This is a genomic window from Halorubrum sp. GN12_10-3_MGM, assembly GCF_005435235.1.
In the GTDB taxonomy this organism is placed as follows: domain Archaea; phylum Halobacteriota; class Halobacteria; order Halobacteriales; family Haloferacaceae; genus Halorubrum; species Halorubrum ezzemoulense.
This window is the reverse complement of the sequence record NZ_SGUB01000003.1, coordinates 235914-254444: the sequence shown is the minus strand read 5'-3', so window position 1 is coordinate 254444 and position 18531 is coordinate 235914. Positions and strand designations below refer to the sequence as shown.

Genomic DNA, 18531 nt, shown 5'->3' with positions numbered 1-18531 from the left:
GGTCGTCGGACCACTCGGCCGTCTAACCCGTCGGCCGCGGCGAGCCGAAGTCATTTATCCCCGGTCGACGACCGGGGTACGTATGCGACTACACGTCATCGGCCTCGGCGGGGCCGGGGGGCGGATCGCCGACCGACTCGCCGCCGACCGCGGCGGCGATCCGTTCCTCGCGGGCGTTCACGCCTTCGACACGGACATCGACGCGCTCGGGGCGCTGGACGCCCTCGGCGAGGAGCGTCGGTACCGGTTCGGCGACGCCGCGGGCGGGGACGGGCTCGGCGGCGACCTCCACGCGGGCCGCCGGCTCGGCGACGCCCACGCGAGCGAACTCGGCAGGGCGCTGGACGACCAGCGGCCCTCCCTCGCGGAGGCGTTCCTGCTCGTCGTCGGCCTCGGCGGCGCGGCTGGCGCGGGCGCGGCCCCTGCGCTCGCCGAGGAGCTCTCCCGGCTCTACGACGCCCCCGTCTACGCCTTCGGATTCCTCCCGACGCCGGGCGAGACGGAGGAACCGGACGACGGCGGTCCCGCGAGCGCGTCGGACGGCCCCGCGGGCGCGCCCACCGACGGGGCCGTTGCTGCGGGACCGGGCGGCGACCCGGCGCCGCCGACGCTCCATCGGCCGCTGGCCGAGCGGAACGCCGCGCGGACGCTCGACGCGCTCTCGGACCGCTGCGCGGCGGTCTTCCCCTTCGACAACGCGGCGTGGATCCGATCTAGAGAGACGCTCGGGGACGCCCGCGGGCGACTGAACGAGGTCGCCGCCGAACGGATCGCGGCGCTGTTCGGCGCCGGCGAGACGCCGGACGGAACGGAGACGCCACAGCAGGTGCTCGACGCGAGCGACATCGCGCGCGCCGTGGGGAGCGACGGCGAGATCGCGGCGATCGGCCACGCGACGCAGGCGGTGGACCCGCCCGACTCGGGGTCCCGATTCGGGCTCGGGCTGTTCGGCTCCGATGAGCCCGCCGAGGTGGACACGAGCGCCGCGGTGTCGGCGATCGAGACGGTCATCCGGAAGGCGACCCGCGGGAAGAACACGATCGAGGTCGCCGGCGGGCGCGCCGACCGGACCCTCCTCGTAGTCGGCGGCCCGCCCGCGTGGCTCAACCGAGAGGCGATCGCCGACGGGCGGCGCTGGCTCGCCGACGAGACCGGCTCGGACGCGATACTGAGCGGCGACGCGCCGGTCGCCGACGGCGACGCCGTCTCGGCGGTCGTGATCCGCTCGGGGCTCGACGAGCCGGAGCGGATTCGAGCGATACGCGAGACGATCGAGTGACTGCGCCGCCGCTGATCGGCGGGGAAGCGTAGATAGACGACCGCGGACCGGACGCCGACCCGAACCGGTTAACCGAGTGGCGCGCCCAGTGAACCCGTGACGACGCAGGCAGACCTCGGAATCGACCTCGACGTGCGCGACGCCGCGGCCGTCGCGGAGCGCCGCGACGAGATAGTCGCCGCCGTGCGCGACCACGCGGGGCGGATCGCCTACCAGCTCGCGCGGCTCCAGGGCGGCGACTACGGGCGCGAAACGCTCTCGACGCCCGGCGGCGAGTGGACGGTGAAACACGAGGCTGGCGAGCTGGAGTTCCTCCTGTTCTCGCCGAAGTCGGGCTCGGACACGTACGTGATCTCGACGAAGCAGCCGCCGGAGCCGGCGGCGCTTTCGACCGCGCTCGACGACTACGCGGCGTTCGTTGCCGCGTGGAACGAGCACGTCGACTCGCTCTCGGGCGTCCTCGACGGCGTGAGCGCGGAGTTCCCAGAGCCGGCGACCACCGAGGGCGTGGTGGCCGAGCGCGACCGCGTCCTCGACGAGATCCGCGACACCTGCGCGGTGATCGCCGGGGAGATACACCGGTACGAGGGAGACGATTACGGGACGTTCACCGCGCGCGTCAAGGGCGACCGCTGGGAGCTGAAACACGACGAGGGGGCCGTCTCGTATCTCCGGATCGGGGGGTCCGGCGGGCTCTACCTCCTCTCGCAGTACGGCGCCCCCTCCGCGGCCGACGTCCGGGAGTACGCCGACCGGTTCCGCGGCTTCGTCGAGACGTACAACGAGTTCGTCGACGAACTCGAGAGCGACCTCGAACGGATCTCCGTCTGACTCGCCCTCCCAGCCCCTCGCTCGGCCTGTCGGTTCGTCCCGTCCGCCCCTCGTTCGGCTCGTCGGTTCGTCCCGTCCGCCCCTCGTTCGGCTCGTCGGTCCGTCCCGTCCGCCCCTCGTTCGGCTCGTCGGTCCGTCCCCTTCGGCCCCCGCTCAGCCTGTCGGTTCGTCCCGTCCGTCCTTCCGACGCACCGAGGCAGCTCTCTCGGCTTTGATCCGTATCTGTGTGTATTCGACGGGTCGATTGGCAATACTTATTCATCTCTGTTGGGTACCGACCCGCACATGTCGATCACTCTTCCGGGGCCGACGCTCGGCGTTGTCGGCGGCGGCCAGCTCGGCCGAATGCTGGCCGAGGCCGCCGCGCCGCTCGGCGTCGACCTCGTCGTGTTGGACCCGACGCCCGACTGTCCGGCGGCGCCCGTCGCGGCCGACCAGATCGTCGCGGACTTCGACGACGCGGACGCGATCGGCGAACTGGCGGCCCGCGTCGACGCCCTGACCTTCGAGATCGAGCTCACGGACCCGGCGGTCCTCGCGGCCGCGAGCGAGGACCACGACGTGCCGGTCCACCCCGACCCGGCCACGCTGGAGACGATTCAGGATAAGCTGGTCCAGAAGGAGGCGCTCGCCGACGCGGGGATCCCGGTCCCCGAGTTCGTCGCGGTCGCCACCGCCGAGGGGCTCGAACGCGTCGTCGAGGAGTTCGGCGGCGTCATGCTGAAGGCCCGCGAGGGCGGCTACGACGGCCGCGGGAACGTCCCGGTCGAGACGCCCGACGAGGCGGCCGCCGCGCTCGACCAGATTGGCGGCGCGGCGATGGCCGAGGAGTTTCTCGACTTCGAGCGTGAGATCGCCGTGATGGGCCTGAAAGGCGCCGACGGCGAGACGCGGACGTACCCGGTCACGGAGACGGTCCACCGCGAGGAGATCCTCCGCGAGAGCGTCAGTCCCGCCCGCGCCGACGACGCGGTCGTCGCCGAGGCGGAGTCGGTCGCCCGCGACGTACTGGCGGTCCTCGACGGCCGGGGCGTCTACGGGATCGAACTGTTCGAGACCCGCGAGGGGGAGGTGTTGGTCAACGAGATCGCGCCGCGCCCGCACAACTCCGGGCACTGGACGATCGAGGGCGCGCGCACCTCGCAGTTCGAGAACCACGTCCGCGCCGTGCTGGGGTGGCCGCTCGGCCCGACCGACCTCGTCGCGCCCGCGGTCACGGCGAACGTCCTCGGTGACGCAGAGGCGACCGGACCGGCGACGCTCCGGAACGTCGAGTCCGTCCTCTCCGCGCCCGACGCCGACCTCCACTGGTACGGCAAAGACGACGTGTACCCGCTCCGGAAGATGGGGCATCTGACCGTGACAGGCGGAAGCGACGACGGGGCCGACCGCGACGCGCTGCTCTCACACGCGCGAGAACTCCGGGACGGACTGACGTTCCGCGACGCGTAGCTCGCCCCGATGTCTGACAACGCTCCCGGCGGCGTCGCGCCAGGTGCCCCTCGCGAGTCGCAGTCGATCCGGCTCCCGGAAGAGCGGATCGAGGCCCTTCGGGAGTGGGCGGAGGCGGGAACCGGCTTGACCGCCGCCGCCCGCGTCCGCGACCCCGACGGTCGGATTGCGCTCGTGAAGACCTCGTGGTCGGACGGGTGGGTCCTTCCGGGCGGCGCGGTCGAACCCGACGAGTCGCCCCCGACCGCGGCGGCGCGGGAGGTCCGCGAGGAGACGGGACTCGACGCGGCGATCGACGACCCGGTCGTCGTCTTCGAGCAGTCGTACGTCGGCGCCGAGGGCGGTGCGGTCGCGTTCGAGGCCGAGTACGTCGTCTACGCGGCCCGCGCCGCGGGGCGTATTCCCGACGCCGCCGGTCTCGGTGTCTCTCCCGACGAGATCCGCGCCGCGCGGTGGTTCGAGGCTGTCCCGGCCGCCCTCCACGACGGCGCCCTGCTCCGCCCGTACCTCTGAACGCCGTCCGGGAGACGGAGCACACCGGCGTCGCCGCATCCGGGAGTTCCTTGTAGCCCTCCGCCGAACGTCCGATCATGACCATGGTAGACGACCTGATCGAGCGGCTCGAATCGGAGGCTGCGGCGGACGCCGACCCGTCGACCACCCCCGACGTGGGGATCATCATGGGCTCCGACTCGGACCTCCCCGTCATGGAGGGCGCCTACGAGGCGCTCGACGACCTCGGCTTCGCGGAGCAGACCGACTTCGGCGACGCGCCGGACGCGCGGTTCACCTACGAGAGCTACGTCGTCTCCGCGCACCGGACGCCGGAGCTGATGTACGCGTACGGGGAGACGGCGACGGCCCGCGGGCTGGACGTGATCGTCGCGGGCGCGGGCGGGAAGTCCGCGGACCTGCCGAACATGACCGCCTCGATCGCGTATCCGGTCCCCGTGATCGGCGTGCCGGTTCAAGAGAAGTCGGTCGACTCCGTGATCGGCATGCCGACCGGGGCCCCGATCGTCGCCGTCGACGCCGGGAAGTCGTACAACGCGGCGCTGTCGGCGGCGCAGGTGCTCGCGCGCGAACACGACGAGGTCGAAGAGCGACTGCTCGACCTCCACGACGGGCAGAAAGCGGGCGTCGCGGACGTTTCCGCTGACCTCCACGACCTCGGTATCGACGGGTTCCGCGACCGGTGAGGGGGCGTCCGTCCGCTCCGTGGCCGCCCACTCGCGTCTCCCTCGACCGCGACCGTGCCGTGCCTCACGCCTCCCCAGCCTCGCTGTTCGCGCTCTCCGAGCGCTCACCGCTCCCTCGCGCGTGCTGCCTCGCGGGCCTCCGTCCCGCTCGTAGGCACGCGCCACCGCGACCGCGCGTCGGTTTATAAAACCGGATGCCTCGTCTCCCACCGAATCGCCGTCCCCCTCCCCACTCGCACGCGGGTTCACGATCGAGGGGCGATCGAGGACTCTCGGTCGCTTCGGCGTCGCTTCGACCGCGAACGGCCGGTACCGGCCCGCACACGCGGGGACGCACAAGACTCAACGCTTATGAGGGGGCGGTCCAAACCCCAGCACGTTACGGAGACCTATATGAGCGATTGGATAGCGATTGGCGCCTTGGCGGTCGTCGGCCTGCTCATCCCGATAGCGATGATGACAGTGTCGGCGCTGCTCCGTCCGAGCGTGCCTGAGACCGGTAAAAGTACCACCTACGAGTCCGGCGAGACCCCGACGGGCGGAACCCGCATCCGGTTCAACATCCAGTACTACATGGTCGCGCTGTTGTTCGTCGTGTTCGACATCGAGACCGTGTTGCTGTTCCCGTGGGCTGTCATCTACCGCCCGGCCGTCCAGGCCGGCGTGCCGATGGCCGACCTACTGTGGCCGATGTTGGCCTTCGTCGGAATCCTCGCGGTCGGACTCGTCTGGGCGTGGCGGTCGGGGGCGATCAGCTGGGCCCGCAGCCCCCGCGCGACCAGCAGAAAAACGACGGAGGACATCAACTAATGAGCAGCGATCAACCGTTTATCACCGACGAATCGCAGGTCGTAACCGAGACGAGAGACGCCCGGATGACCGGGCAGGGGGACCGGTTCAACTCCCGGCTCCGCGAGGCGTTCGGCTCCTCGCCGTTCATCCTCACCAAGTTCGACAAGTTCCTGAACTGGTGTCGGGGCTCCTCGATGTTCATGCTGCAGTTCGGTATCGCCTGCTGTAGCATCGAGATGATGCACACCTACGCGGTGAAACACGACCTCGACCGCTTCGGGTCGGGCGTCCCCCGCGCCTCGCCGCGGCAGGCCGACGTGATGATCGTCCCCGGGACGATCGTCTCGAAGTTCGCTCCGCGGATGAAGCGCGTCTACGACCAGATGCCCGAGCCGAAGTTCGTCGTCGGCATGGGCTCGTGTACCATCTCCGGCGGCCCGTTCCAGGAGGGGTACAACGTGATCAAGGGCGCCGAGGAGGTCATCCCGATCGACATCCACGTCCCCGGCTGCCCGCCCCGCCCCGAGGCGCTCGTGTACGGCGTCGTGAAACTACAGGAGCGCGTCGCCAACGGCGAGGCCGCGCCCGTCACCGTCAAGCCGTACGAGCTGGAGGAGTTCTCGGACCTCGAACGCGACGAGCTCGTCGACAAGCTGGCCGACCAGATCGACGACGACGAACTCGTCATGCGGTACAACTTCGCTGATTCGCCATGAGCCTCGAACGACCAGACAGAGTCGACGACGACGCCGTCGAGCGCACCCCCGACGAGCTGGAGGCGCTGCTCGGCGACCTCGTCGTCGACCGCGACGACCATCTGAACGCGCCCGGGTTCGTCATCCGCCCGGACACCGTTCAGGAAACGCTTCGGACCCTGAAAGAGCAGGCGGGGTACGACCACCTCTCCGTGGTCTCCGCACAGGAGTACGAGAACCGCTACGAGTCCATCTACCACCTGAAGAAGTACGACGATCCGACCCAAGAGGTCAGCATCGTCGTGCCCGCCGACAAGGACGACCCCGTCTCCGAGTCGGCCGAGCCCGTCTTCCGCACGGCCGACTGGCACGAGCGGGAGGCGTACGACCTGATCGGGATCGAGTACGACGACCACCCCGACCTCCGTCGGATCCTGCTCCCCGAGACGTGGCAGGGCCACCCCCTGTCGATGGACTACGACAAGGACCGGCCGCAGATCGCCACGCTGCCGGAGCACGCGAACCCGCTGGAGGACCACCACAAGGACGCCGAGTCCGACACGATGTTCCTCAACATCGGGCCGCACCACCCCGCGACCCACGGCGTCCTCCACCTGAAGACGGTGCTCGACGGCGAGCAGGTCGCCGACGTTGAGCCAGACATCGGCTACCTCCACCGCAGCGAGGAGCAGATGGCGCAGTCCGGGACGTACCGCCACCAGATCATGCCGTACCCCGACCGCTGGGACTACATCTCGGCGGGCCTGCTCAACGAGTGGGCGTACGCCCGCGCGGCCGAGGACCTCGCGGACATCGAGGTGCCCGAGTACGCGCAGGTCATTCGGACGATGGGCGCGGAGATGTGCCGGATCGCCGCGCACATGCTCGCGCTCGCGACGTTCGCGCTCGACATCAACGGCGACTTCACGGCGACGTTCATGTACGCCATCAACGACCGCGAGCGCGTCCAGAACCTCCTGGAGGACCTGACGGGCCAGCGGCTGATGTTCAACTACTTCCGGCTCGGCGGGGTCGTCTGGGACCTGCCGGAACCGCGCGAGGAGTTCTTCTCGAAGACCCGGGACTTCCTCGACCAGCTCCCGGAGTCCGTCGAGGAGTACCACAACCTGATCACCTCGAACGAGGTGTTCCAGATGCGGACCATCGACACGGGCATCCTGCCGCCGGAGGTCGCGAAGAACTACGGCGCGACCGGCCCCGTCGCCCGCGGCTCGGGGGTCGACTACGACCTCCGCCGCGACGACCCGTACGGCTACTACGACGAGCTCGATTGGGACGTCGTCACCGAGGACGGCGGCGACAACTTCAGCCGCCTGCTCGTCCGGATGCGCGAGGTCGAGGAGTCCGCGAAGATCATCGAGCAGTGCGTCGACCTGCTCGAGGACTGGCCCGAAGACGAGCGCAACATCCAGGCGAACGTGCCGCGCACGCTGCGCCCGGACGACGACACGGAGATCTACCGCGCCGTCGAGGGCGCGAAGGGCGAACTCGGCATCTACATCCGCGCGGACGGCACGGACAAGCCGGCGCGGTTCAAGATCCGGTCGCCGTGCTTCTCGAACCTCCAGACGCTGCCGGAGATGGCGAACGGGGAGTACATCCCCGACGTGATCGCGGCCCTCGGTAGCCTCGACGTCGTTCTCGGGGAGGTGGACCGCTGATGGGTACGGCCCCCGCACAGCTGTTCCCCGAGTTCATCGTCGACACGCTCGGGCTCGACAGCGTCATCGGCGAGGTCGCGGCCTCGCTGGTCGCCGCCTTCGTCGTCGGGAACATCATTCTCGCGTTCACGGGCGTCGCGGGCCCGTGGGCGAAACGGAAGATCACGGCGGCGTTCACCGACCGGATCGCGGTCGACCGGATCGGCCCGTTCGGCCTGCTCATCATCCCGGCGGCCGCGATCCAGCTCCTCGCGAAGGAGCTGATCATCCCCGAGGGCGTCGACCGCCCTTCGTGGGACATCGCGCCGATCATCCTGCCGTCGTCGGCGCTGCTCGGCTTCTCCGTGATCCCGATGGGCCAGCTCGGTCCGATCAACCTCCACCTCGCGGACCCCGAGGTCGGGTTCGCGCTGGTGTTCGCGTTCGCGTCGATCGCCTCGGTCTCGCTGGTGATGGCCGGCTACGCGTCGAACAACAAGTACTCGCTCCTCGGCGGTCTCCGCGCCGTCGCGCAGAACCTCGCGTACGAGATCCCGCTCATCGTCACGGCGATGTCGGTCGTGATCTTCTCCGGCACGCTCCAGATGAGCGGCGTCGTCGGCGCGCAGACGGAGACGCTCGTGACGATCGCCGGCGTCTCGATCCCGTCGTGGTACGCCCTCGTGAACCCGTTCGCGTTCGTGCTGTTCCTCACGGCGAACATGGCGGAGATCGGGCGGAATCCGTTCGACATCCCCGAGGCGCCGACCGAGATCGTCGGCGGGTACCAGACGGAGTACTCCTCGGCGTACTTCGTCCTCTTCTACCTCGGCGAGTTCGTCCACATCTTCCTCGGCGGGGCGATCCTCGCCGTGACGTTCCTCGGCGGGGCCTCCGGGCCCGGTCCGGAGAGTATCAGCTTCATCTGGTTCGTGGTGAAGATCTGGGGCTTCTTCCTGTTCACGCAGTGGGCCCGCGCGGCGCTGCCCCGCGTCCGTATCGACCAGCTGATCGAAATCGGCTGGAAGGGAATGCTGGTGCTGTCGTTCGCGAACCTGGTGCTCACGGCCGTAATCGTGGGGGTGATCGCGTAACATGATTGGACTCATGAAATCCATGGCGACGACGATGAAGCACGCGCTGGACGGGAATACGTTCACGGTGGAATACCCGGAGGACGCGCCCGAAGTGAGCCCGCGGTTCCGCGGGGTCCACAAGTTCAGCCAGGAACGGTGTATCTGGTGTCGGCAGTGCGAGAACGTCTGTCCGAACGACACGATCCAGATCGTTCAGGACGACCAGCGCAACGGTGAGCAGTACAACCTCCACATCGGGCAGTGCATCTACTGCCGGCTCTGCGAGGAGGTCTGTCCCGTCGACGCGATCCTGTTGACGCAGAACTTCGAGTTCACCGCCGACACGAAAGACGACTTCGTGTTCAACAAAGAACAGCTCAAGAACGTCCCGTGGTACAAGGGGATCGACCCGCTGGAGTCCCGCAATCCCGATCGCGGCGCGTGGATCGGGGAGGGTGACGGCGAGGTCGACTACCAGTAGCGGGCACGTCTCGAAATCTTCAAAGGGGTTCTCATAGGAGACAAACACAATGGTTTATCCTACCATCGCGTTCGGGCTGTTCGCCGCGGTTACGCTGGCGTTCGCCCTCGGGGTCGTCCTGGCGCGCGACGTGTTCCACGCCGCGCTGCTGCTGGGCGGAGCCCTCACGAGCGTCGCGGTGCACTACGTGATGCTGCGGGCGGAGTTTATCGCCGCCATGCAGATCCTCGTCTACGTGGGCGGGGTTCTCATCTTGGTCACGTTCGCCGTGATGCTCACGCGATCTGATTCTGAAACGGAGGTGAGTAGCGCGTGAGCAACGACGAGAGCCGCGGGTCGCGGATCGCCCCCGCGGTCGCCGTGGGCGCCCTGTTCGCCGTGCTGGCCGCGACGATCAACGCGGCGACGTTCGGCTTCGAGGAGGTGGGCTTCCCGGCTGACGCTTCGATCGTCCACAACCTCGGGTACGCCCTGTTCAACCTCGGCGCGTACGACATCGCGACCATCCCCGCGGAGGGGTTCCTCGCGGCCTTCCTGATCGCCGCGGTCGCGCTCGACGTCGCGGTCGACGGCGCCGTCTACCTCGCGAAACGCGAGGAGGACGGGTCGGTTATCTCGGCGGTCGGACAGGCGTTCACGGACGGCGGACGCGACGGAGGTGACCGGCAGTGACCGCCGTCGCGTCCTCCATTCCGCCGTCGTGGTACCTGCTGCTGGCGGCGGCCGTCTTCTGCGTCGGTCTGTTCGGCGTGCTGACGCGCCGGAACGCGCTGTACTTCCTCATGAGCGTCGAGCTCATGATGAACGCGGCCAACATCAACTTCGTCGCGTTCGCGCTCTACTACGGCGACCTCACGGGGCAGGTGTTCGCGCTGTTCGTCATCGCGCTCGCCGCCGCCGAGGTCGCCATCGGCATCGGCATCATACTCGTGTTATACCGCAACTTCGGCACGACAGACGTGACTGTTCCCGCGGAGATGAGGTGGTAAGATGGTGAACGCATTCGCATACGTCCCGGCGATCGTGCTCCTCCCGTTCTTCTCGTTCCTGGTCGCGCTCGGCGCGGGCAGGTACCTCCCGAAGGGCGGCGCGTTCGGCGGTATCGCCGCGACCGCGGGCTCGTTCCTGCTGTCGATCTGGGTCGCGGCGACCGTCGCGGGCGGACGGGCGTACAACGAGACGCTGTACTACTGGGCGAGCGAGGGCGGTGCCGGCATCGGCCCGACGGACATCGAGCTCTCCTTCGGCGTCCTGATCGACCCGCTGTCGGCGCTCATGCTCGTCATCGTGACGCTCGTGGCGCTTCTCGTCCACGTGTTCTCGCTCGGCTACATGAACGACGAGGGCGAGACCGGCCTGCCGCGCTACTACGCCGGCCTCGGTCTGTTCACGGCCTCGATGCTCGGGTTCGTCGTCGCCGACAACCTCCTGATGGCGTTCATGTTCTTCGAGCTGGTCGGGCTCTGCTCGTACCTGCTCATCGGCTTCAACTTCCGGGAGCCGGGCCCGCCGTCGGCGGCGAAGAAGGCGTTCCTCGTCACCCGCTTCGGCGACTACTTCTTCCTCGTCGGCGTCGTCGCGGTGTTCGCCACCTTCGGCACGGCGCAGTTCGCCGGTCCGGAGTCGTTCCCGGCGCTCGCCGACGCGGCGCTCAACGGCTCCGGCTCGGTCGCGTGGACGCCCGGCGGCGTCGAACTCGGGACGTGGCTGACCGTCGTCGGCCTGCTCGTCTTGGGCGGCGTGGTCGGGAAGTCCGCGCAGTTCCCGCTTCACACGTGGCTCCCCGACGCGATGGAGGGCCCGACGCCCGTCTCGGCGCTGATCCACGCCGCGACGATGGTCGCGGCCGGCGTCTACCTCGTCGCGCGGATGTACGGGTTCTACGTGCTGACGCCGACGACGATGGCGGTCATCGCCTTCATCGGCGGCTTCACGGCGCTGTTCGCTGCGACGATGGGGCTCGTGAAAAACGAGCTGAAGCAGGTACTCGCGTACTCCACCATCTCCCAGTACGGGTACATGATGCTCGCGCTCGGCGCGGGCGGGTACGTGGCCGCGGTCTTCCATCTGACCACCCACGCGTTCTTCAAGGCGCTGCTGTTCCTCGGCGCCGGGTCGGTCATCATCGCGATGCACCACAACGAGGACATGTGGGACATGGGCGGGCTGAAGTCGAAGCTGCCCGTCACCTACTACACCTTCCTCGCCGGGTCGCTGGCGCTCGCGGGCATCTTCCCGTTCGCTGGCTTCTGGTCGAAAGACGAAATCCTCTACGAGGCGCTCGTCCACGGCCTCAACGACCCGCTGCTGCTCGGCGGCTACCTGATGGGGCTGCTCGCGGTGCCGGTCACCGCGTTCTACACCTTCCGGATGGTGTTCCTGACCTTCCACGGCGAGCCCCGCAGCGACACCGCGCGCGACCCCGTCCCGGTCCGCTGGAACGTGAAGGGGCCGCTGACGGTCCTCGGCTCGCTCGCGGTCGTCACCGGGTTCATCAACATGGTGCCGGTCCAGAAGGTCCTCGGCATCGAAGGGATCGACCTGCTTCACCTGTGGCTCGACAACCACTGGGGCGGCATCGAGGGCCTCTCCTCGCACCACTACGCCGACTTGGGTCCCTACAGCAGCGGCTACCTCGTCGGCGGTGAGACCGGGACCGTCCTCGTCGGCGCGGCCGTCTCGCTCGGCTTAGCGCTGCTCGGACTCGGACTCGCCTGGCGGCTCTACAACGTGCCGTCGCCCGCGGAACACACCGCCAAGCTCGGCGGCATCAAAGACGTGCTGTACAACAACTACTACCTCGACGAACTGCAGGTCTGGCTCGCGTATCGCACGGAAGACGTCGCGGGCGGCGCGAACGTCTTCGATCAGGGAATCATCGACGGCGTCGTGAACGGCGTCTCCTCGGTGAGCCTCACCGGCGGCGGTCGGATCCGTCAGCTCCAGTCGGGGATCGTCTCGCAGTACGCCGCCCTGCTCACCTTCGGACTCGTCGCGCTGTTGCTCGTGCTCGGCGCGACCGGGGGGTGGTTCCTGTGATACTCGAAGCGCTCATGGCGGCCGCCTTCGTCGGCGCGCTGACCGTGTTCCTCGCGCCCGACGAGTGGGCCGGCCGCTTGTCGTTCGCGATCAGCCTGATCCCGTTCGTCGGCAGCCTCTACCTGTGGTCCGGCTTCGAGGCCGGCGGCAACGCCCTGCTGGGCGGAGAGATAGCGTACGCGACGCAGATCGAGTGGCTCGAAGTCGGCGGCCGCAGCGTCTCGTGGTTCGTCGGCCTCGACGGGATCAGCCTCCCGCTGTTCGTGCTCACGACGTTCCTCGTCCCGCTGGCGATCGTCAGCGCGTGGACGCCCGTGGACTCGCGGCAGAGCCAGTTCTACGGGCTCATGCTGTTCATGGAGGCGAACCTGCTGGGCGTGTTCGCCGCGCTCGACTTCTTCCTGTGGTTCGTCTTCTGGGAGGCCGTGCTGGTCCCGATGTACTTCCTCATCGGGATCTGGGGCGGTCCGCGCCGCAAGTACGCCGCGATCAAGTTCTTCGTGTACACGAACGCGGCGTCGCTACTGATGTTCATCGGCTTCATGAGCCTCGTGTTCGCGCTCGGCGACTCGGTGTCGTCGTTCGCCTTACCCGAGATCGCGCAGGCGATCGCCGCGGGTGACTTGGGCACGTGGTTCGGCATCGCGCCGGACCGCCTCGCCCTGTTCGCGTTCCTCGCGATGTTCCTCGGGTTCGCGGTGAAGGTCCCGATCGTGCCGTTCCACACGTGGCTGCCGGACGCGCACGTTCAGGCGCCGACCCCCGCGTCGGTGCTGCTGGCGGGCGTCCTCCTGAAGATGGGGACGTACGCGCTGCTCCGGTTCAACTTCACGATGCTGCCCGACCAGGCGTCGATGCTCGCGGTTCCGATCGCGGCGATCGCCGTCATCAGCGTCATCTACGGCGCGATGCTGGCGCTCGCACAGAAGGACCTCAAGCGCATCGTCGCGTACTCGTCGGTCTCGTCGATGGGGTACGTCATCCTCGGGCTCATCGTGTTCACCGAGTACGGGGTCGGCGGCGCGACGTTCCAGATGGTCGCGCACGGCCTCATCTCGGGACTGATGTTCATGGCGGTCGGCGTCATCTACAACACGACCCACACGCGGATGATCGGCGACATGGGCGGCATGGCCGACCGGATGCCGGTCACCGTCGGGATCCTCGTCGCCGGCGCGTTCGGCTACATGGGGCTCCCGCTGATGGCCGGCTTCGCGGGCGAGTTCTTCATCTTCGTCGGCTCGCTGTCCGCCCCGTCGCTCCCGTACGCGCCGGTGTTCACGGCGCTCGCGATGTTCGGTATCGTCATCGTCGCCGGCTACCTGCTGTCGGCGATGCAGAGTACGCTGTTCGGTCCGTTCGAACTGGAGACCGACTACGACGTGGGGCCCGCGCCGTTCCACGACGTCGCCCCGCTCGCGGTGCTGCTGGTAGCGATCATCGTGCTCGGCGTTGCGCCCGACATCTTCTTCGAGATGATCCGCGACGCTGCCCTACCCGTGGTAGAGGGGGTGACGATCAATGGTTAACGGCCTGCCCGGCGTGACGGCGCTGCTGCCGGCGCTCCTGCTTGCCGTCACCGGTCTCGCGCTGCTCTTGGTCGACACGGTCCGGCCGGACGCGCGGTCGAACACGTCGATGGCGGTCGTCGGCGCGATCGGGTCCCTCGCCGCGCTCGCGGCGAGCGTCTGGCTCACCGCCAGCGGCGGTGTGAGCCCGGACGGCGGCGCGGTGTTGCTGTTCGCGGACGCGGTGAAGGTGGACACGCTGTCGCTGTTCTTCACCGCCATCTTCGCGTCGGTGACCGCGCTGGTGCTCGTCGCGGCCCACGACTACTTCCACGACCACGACAACCCAGCGGCGTTCTACTCGCTCGTGACGTTCGCCGCGACCGGCATGGCGCTTCTGGCGGTCGCGAACTCGCTCGCGGTCGTGTTCGTCGCCTTAGAGATGGTGTCGCTGCCCTCGTACGTGCTCGTCGCGTACCTCAAGCAGAACCGCGGGAGCGTCGAGGCGGGGCTGAAGTACTTCCTCGTCGGCGCGCTCTCGTCGGCTATCTTCCTGTTCGGCATCTCGCTCGTGTACGCCGCGACGGGCTCGCTGATCCTCGCCGACATCGCGTCGGCCTCGATCGACGGGCTGGCCGGCGTGCTCGGCGTCGGCGTCGTGATGATGATCGGCGGCGTCGCCTTCAAGACGGCCTCCGTCCCGTTCCACTTCTGGGCGCCGGAGGCGTACGAGGGCGCGCCCGCGCCGGTGAGCGCGTTCCTCTCGTCGGCCTCGAAGGCCGCCGGGTTCGTCGTCGCGTTCCGCGTGTTCACCGAGGCGTTCCCGCTGGAGATGGCGGCGTCGGCGAACGTCGACTGGATGCTCGCGTTCGCGATCCTCGCGGCCGTCACGATGACGCTCGGTAACTTCGCGGCCGCGGTCCAGGAGGAGGTCAAGCGGATGTTGGCCTACTCCTCGATCGGGCACGCCGGATACGCGCTCATCGGCGTCGCCGCGCTCACGGTCGACGGGCCCGCCAACGGCACCGTCATGGGCGCCGCGATGGCGCACCTGCTCGTCTACGGGTTCATGAACACCGGCGCGTTCCTCTTCGTCGCGATGGCGGAGCGGTGGGGCGTCGGCCGCACCTTCGCGGACTACGCGGGGCTCTGGCGGCGCGCGCCGGTCGCCTCCGTCGCGATGGCCGTGTTCATGTTCTCGCTGGCGGGGCTCCCGCCGTTCGCCGGGTTCTTCTCGAAGTACTTCCTGTTTCAGGCGGCCATCGACAACGGCTTCCTGTGGCTCGCCGGGCTCGGCGCGATAAACAGCGTCGTGTCGCTGTACTACTACAGCCGGGTCGTGAAGGCGCTGTTCCTGGACGACCCCGCGTCGCCGAGCGCGCTCGACGCGATCGACGTGCGGCCGACGGCGCTGTACGCCGCGGTCATCTTCGCGGCGGTCGCGACGGTGCTGCTCCTGCCCGGCTTCGGGCCCGTCATCGAGACGGCCGAAGCGGCGGCCTCCGCGCTGTTCTGACCGGCGGCTCCGCAGCGCTGAGCGGTCCGTTCCGCCGGTCGATTTCTGTTTCCGCTGTTCTCCGCGTCACCACTCACCGCGCCCCGGAGGGCGGTTTCGGTCGCCGAACCCCGCACCGCCGACCACAGATACTCATTCGTTCGCCCCGTTACTGTGTTCGTGTCCCGGAGCCACACCTATCGGTGTCTGAACTGCCTCGACGCCACCGTCACGCGCACCTTCGACACGTCGCACTTGTCCCGGACCTGTCCGGACTGCGGCTCGTTCGAGCGGTTCGCGAACGAGGCGGTGATCGAGCGGTTCGAGTCGCTGGAGGCGTCGCCGCCGGCGGAGTTCGACTGGGACCGACTGGAGCGGCGGGAGAAGCTGCTCGTCGCCGAGCGCCTCGCTCGCACGGACAAGACGCTCGCGGACTTCGACGTGACGGTCGACGAGGAGGCGGCGGAGGGACGAACGACACCCGAGCCGGGCGACGCGTAGCTACCGCGCGTACAACTTTTCGCCGAGGAGGTCGGCGAGTCCGACGCCGTCGCCGGGCGTGATCGCCACGTAGGGGCGGTCGATAGGACCGAACACGTCGACGACGCGGCCGACCGTCGAGAGCGACTCGTCGACGATGCTCGCGCCGATCCGGGGCGGATCGTTGCCGGCGTCGCCGCGGGCGATCGCGAGTCCGCCGGCCGTGCGGACGACGGTGCCGACGCGCCGCACGGTTACTCCCGGAGCACGCCGAGGTACGCGGCGATCGCCTGAACGAGGTCGTTTTTCGCGGTGTCTTCGGTGCCTTTGACGACGACGGAGCCCCGTGGCTCGAACTCCCGGGAATACGTCGCGTCGCGCTCGACGACCGCGTCGTAGCCCACCTGCTGGACGGCTTTCGCTATCTCGTCGACGGTCGGCGCTTCGACCGCCAGATCCGTCGGGACGCGGCGCCCCTCGGACCGCGACAGCTCGGCGTCGAAGTATGCGGGGTAGACGACGTTCTCGACCATACCGGATACCTTCGCGCGCGGCGTAAGGTCGTTTCGGACCGCCGCCGGGCGCGTTCAGGGGACCCGGAACTCGAAGCGCGCCCCGCCGTCCTCGGCGGCGAGCGCGTGCGCGCTCCAGCCGTGGGCCTCGGCGATGCGCTCGCTGATGGCGAGTCCCAGTCCCGTCCCCGACTCGTCGGTCGTGAACCCGCTCTCGAACACATTGTCGGCGTCGTCCGGGAGCCCGCTCCCGTCGTCTTCGACGTAGAAGCCGTCGGCCGCGGTCCCGTCGTCGCGACGCGTCAGCGCTCCGACGCGGACCGAGAGCGGCTCGTCGGGGGAGTCGCGGCCGTGGTCCGCGCTGTTCCGGTAGACGTTCTCAAGCAGCTCGCAGAGCCGCGTCCGGTTCGCGTCCAGCGTCGCGTCCGTCTCGACGTCGAGGGTCGCGTTCGCCATGTCGACGCACTCCCACGCCTCGCGCGCGACGTCCACCACCGAGACGGACTCGGTCTCTCCCACCGAGCGTCCCTCCCGGGCCAGCGACAGGAGGTCCGCGACGAGTTCGTCCATCCGCCCGAGCGCGTCCGCGGCCTTCTCTAGGGGCGCCGTGTCGTCCGTCTCGCGGGCGAGGTCGACGTACCCCTCCGCGACCGACAGCGGATTCCGGAGGTCGTGCGAGACGATGGACGCGAACTCGTCGAGTCGCTCGTTCTGCCGCCGGAGAGTCTCCTCGCGCTCCCGTCGGTCGGTGACGTCGGTGTAGATGGCGTATCCGGCCGCGTTGGCGGCGTCGAGGTGGATCGGAATGACGTGGAGGATGAAGTGACGCGGCCCCTCCGCGGTGGTCCGGGTCACCTCCCGGCGGACGTTCTCGCCGCACTGTAAGCGCTCGTTGAGGTCGTCGGCCTCCGACTCGGCGTCGGGGGGGACTATGTACTCGTCGATGGACTCGCCGAGCACGGTCTCGGCCTCGTAGCCGAACGTCGCCTCGAACGCGTCGTTCACCTGTCGGGCGATCGGCTCGCCGTCGACGTAGTCGTAGGCGACGGCGGGGTCCGGTACGTTCGTGAACAGCGCGAGCAGCCTGTCGCGTTCGGTCCGGAGCGCCTCCGTGACCCCGATCCGGTCGAGCGTCTCTTCGAGGTGGGAGGCGAGCAGCTCCGCCAGCCGGCGGTCGGCGTCGTCGAACGCGTCGCCGTCATCGACTCCGTCGGCAGCGAGCTGGAAGACGACATCGTCGCCCACGGGAACGGTGAGCAGCGTACCGAACTGGCCCTCTGGGTTCGGGTTCGGGGCGATCGACGCGTCGCCCGTCTGGACGGTCCTGCCGGCCACGCCGGCGCCGACGCGGACCCGGTTACAGTCCTCGACGGGCGTCCCGCTGGAGGCGACCACGGGCTCGACCCACTCGCCGTCCCGAACGGCGACGACGGCGTGATACTCCGGAAACACCTGCTCGGTGACGGCGATGGCCGCCCGGTACGCCTCGTCGACCGACCTGACGGCGGCGAGCTCCGCCATCCCGGCGTTGAGCTGTTCGATTCGCGACGGGGTCCGGGTCGGCTTCGCCCGGACGGTCGACCGTTGATCCCGGGCGAGCAGCCACGAGACCGTCTCCGAGAGCGCCTCGGGCGTTCCGGCGACCGCGTCGACGAGCGGGTCCGTCGCGGTCCGGCCCGTCGGATCGTCGACGTACGCGATCACGTACTCGACGGCCTCGGCCGAGCGGACCCGGTCGAGCCCCGCCTCGTCGGTGACGGCCGCCACGTCGACGTCCGCGAGGCGCTCCTCGTCGACGTCGGCGGGAGCTGTCGCGTGGGTCTCGACCGCGACCGGTCCGTCGTCGCCGCGGTTCTCTGGGTCGGCCCCCGACTCGACCTCGTCGGTGAGTCGGGGGTCGTCTGCGAGCACGAGAACGGACGCGCGCTCACCCAACGCAGGAGTCACAATTGTACGAATTAGTACACGCCGAGAGCATAAAACTTCGTACCGATCTCCGCAGTCGGGCGGTTCCGGCCGTCCCGCGCTCCG

General features: G+C 69.0%; 20 protein-coding genes. 17 read left to right on the top strand and 3 right to left on the bottom strand.

Annotation, left to right across the window (positions count from 1 at the left end; genetic code table 11):
• Positions 1-82: 82 nt before the first annotated feature.
• From EXE47_RS04370 to EXE47_RS04290, 17 genes are all read left to right on the top strand, one after another.
• Positions 83-1279 carry a cell division protein FtsZ gene (locus EXE47_RS04370; RefSeq protein WP_086220041.1) on the top strand — a complete coding sequence of 399 codons (1197 nt, stop codon included), beginning with the start codon at positions 83-85 and terminating at the stop codon, positions 1277-1279.
• 96 nt (positions 1280-1375) lie between these two features.
• Entirely contained in the window at positions 1376-2110 is a 735-nt protein-coding gene (locus tag EXE47_RS04365; protein WP_049931235.1) for a hypothetical protein, read from the top strand.
• Positions 2111-2395: 285 nt separating this feature from the next.
• On the top strand, positions 2396-3562 hold the full coding sequence (locus EXE47_RS04360) for a 5-(carboxyamino)imidazole ribonucleotide synthase (RefSeq protein WP_049931233.1): 1167 nt from the start codon (positions 2396-2398) through the stop codon (positions 3560-3562).
• Positions 3563-3571: 9 nt separating this feature from the next.
• Positions 3572-4075 carry an NUDIX hydrolase gene (locus EXE47_RS04355; protein WP_089307901.1) on the top strand — a complete coding sequence of 168 codons (504 nt, stop codon included), beginning with the start codon at positions 3572-3574 and terminating at the stop codon, positions 4073-4075.
• Between the two features lie 77 nt (positions 4076-4152).
• Positions 4153-4761 carry a 5-(carboxyamino)imidazole ribonucleotide mutase gene (purE, locus tag EXE47_RS04350; protein WP_049931229.1) on the top strand — a complete coding sequence of 203 codons (609 nt, stop codon included), beginning with the start codon at positions 4153-4155 and terminating at the stop codon, positions 4759-4761.
• 393 nt (positions 4762-5154) lie between these two features.
• Positions 5155-5571, top strand: a complete 417-nt coding sequence (locus EXE47_RS04345; RefSeq protein WP_004596397.1) for an NADH-quinone oxidoreductase subunit A — start codon at positions 5155-5157, stop codon at positions 5569-5571.
• A complete protein-coding gene (locus EXE47_RS04340; RefSeq protein ID WP_006113007.1) occupies positions 5571-6269 on the top strand; it encodes an NADH-quinone oxidoreductase subunit B in 699 nt (232 codons plus the stop codon). Before EXE47_RS04345 ends, EXE47_RS04340 begins: the two co-directional genes overlap by 1 nt.
• The gene (locus EXE47_RS04335; RefSeq protein WP_049931227.1) at positions 6266-7930 is read left to right on the top strand and encodes an NADH-quinone oxidoreductase subunit D; all 1665 of its coding nucleotides are present in this window, start codon (positions 6266-6268) and stop codon (positions 7928-7930) included. Before EXE47_RS04340 ends, EXE47_RS04335 begins: the two co-directional genes overlap by 4 nt.
• Positions 7930-9003, top strand: a complete 1074-nt coding sequence (locus EXE47_RS04330) for an NADH-quinone oxidoreductase subunit H (protein WP_049931226.1) — start codon at positions 7930-7932, stop codon at positions 9001-9003. Before EXE47_RS04335 ends, EXE47_RS04330 begins: the two co-directional genes overlap by 1 nt.
• 1 nt (position 9004) lies before the next feature.
• Complete coding sequence (locus EXE47_RS04325) at positions 9005-9466, top strand: NADH-quinone oxidoreductase subunit I (protein ID WP_049931224.1); 462 nt, start codon at positions 9005-9007, stop codon at positions 9464-9466.
• Positions 9467-9515: 49 nt separating this feature from the next.
• Positions 9516-9782, top strand: coding sequence for an NADH-quinone oxidoreductase subunit J (locus EXE47_RS04320; RefSeq protein ID WP_049931222.1), 267 nt, complete (start codon positions 9516-9518; stop codon positions 9780-9782).
• Positions 9779-10138 carry a hypothetical protein gene (locus tag EXE47_RS04315; RefSeq protein ID WP_049931220.1) on the top strand — a complete coding sequence of 120 codons (360 nt, stop codon included), beginning with the start codon at positions 9779-9781 and terminating at the stop codon, positions 10136-10138. The genes EXE47_RS04320 and EXE47_RS04315 overlap by 4 nt, the downstream gene beginning before the upstream one ends.
• Entirely contained in the window at positions 10135-10455 is a 321-nt protein-coding gene (gene nuoK / locus EXE47_RS04310; protein WP_049931218.1) for an NADH-quinone oxidoreductase subunit NuoK, read from the top strand. The genes EXE47_RS04315 and nuoK overlap by 4 nt, the downstream gene beginning before the upstream one ends.
• A 1-nt stretch (position 10456) precedes the next feature.
• Entirely contained in the window at positions 10457-12505 is a 2049-nt protein-coding gene (gene nuoL / locus EXE47_RS04305; RefSeq protein ID WP_049931216.1) for an NADH-quinone oxidoreductase subunit L, read from the top strand.
• A gap of 14 nt (positions 12506-12519) precedes the next feature.
• Complete coding sequence (locus EXE47_RS04300; protein WP_049931345.1) at positions 12520-14034, top strand: NuoM family protein; 1515 nt, start codon at positions 12520-12522, stop codon at positions 14032-14034.
• Positions 14027-15529 carry an NADH-quinone oxidoreductase subunit N gene (locus EXE47_RS04295; protein WP_049931213.1) on the top strand — a complete coding sequence of 501 codons (1503 nt, stop codon included), beginning with the start codon at positions 14027-14029 and terminating at the stop codon, positions 15527-15529. Before EXE47_RS04300 ends, EXE47_RS04295 begins: the two co-directional genes overlap by 8 nt.
• Before the next feature lie 159 nt (positions 15530-15688).
• The gene (locus EXE47_RS04290) at positions 15689-16009 is read left to right on the top strand and encodes a hypothetical protein (protein ID WP_089307900.1); all 321 of its coding nucleotides are present in this window, start codon (positions 15689-15691) and stop codon (positions 16007-16009) included.
• Here the strand turns inward: EXE47_RS04290 and EXE47_RS04285 are convergent, their stop codons facing one another.
• The 3 genes from EXE47_RS04285 to EXE47_RS04275 are packed head-to-tail and all read right to left on the bottom strand — an operon-like array spanning position 16010 to position 18447.
• On the bottom strand, positions 16010-16240 hold the full coding sequence (locus EXE47_RS04285; protein ID WP_089307899.1) for an H/ACA ribonucleoprotein complex subunit GAR1: 231 nt from the start codon (positions 16238-16240) through the stop codon (positions 16010-16012).
• 2 nt (positions 16241-16242) lie between these two features.
• Positions 16243-16521, bottom strand: coding sequence for a signal recognition particle subunit SRP19 (gene srp19, locus EXE47_RS04280; RefSeq protein WP_004596410.1), 279 nt, complete (start codon positions 16519-16521; stop codon positions 16243-16245).
• A 54-nt stretch (positions 16522-16575) separates the two neighbouring features.
• Positions 16576-18447: a PAS domain-containing sensor histidine kinase gene (locus tag EXE47_RS04275; RefSeq protein WP_089307898.1), complete on the bottom strand. Its 1872-nt coding sequence runs from the start codon at positions 18445-18447 to the stop codon at positions 16576-16578.
• Between the last annotated feature and the right edge of the window lie 84 nt (positions 18448-18531).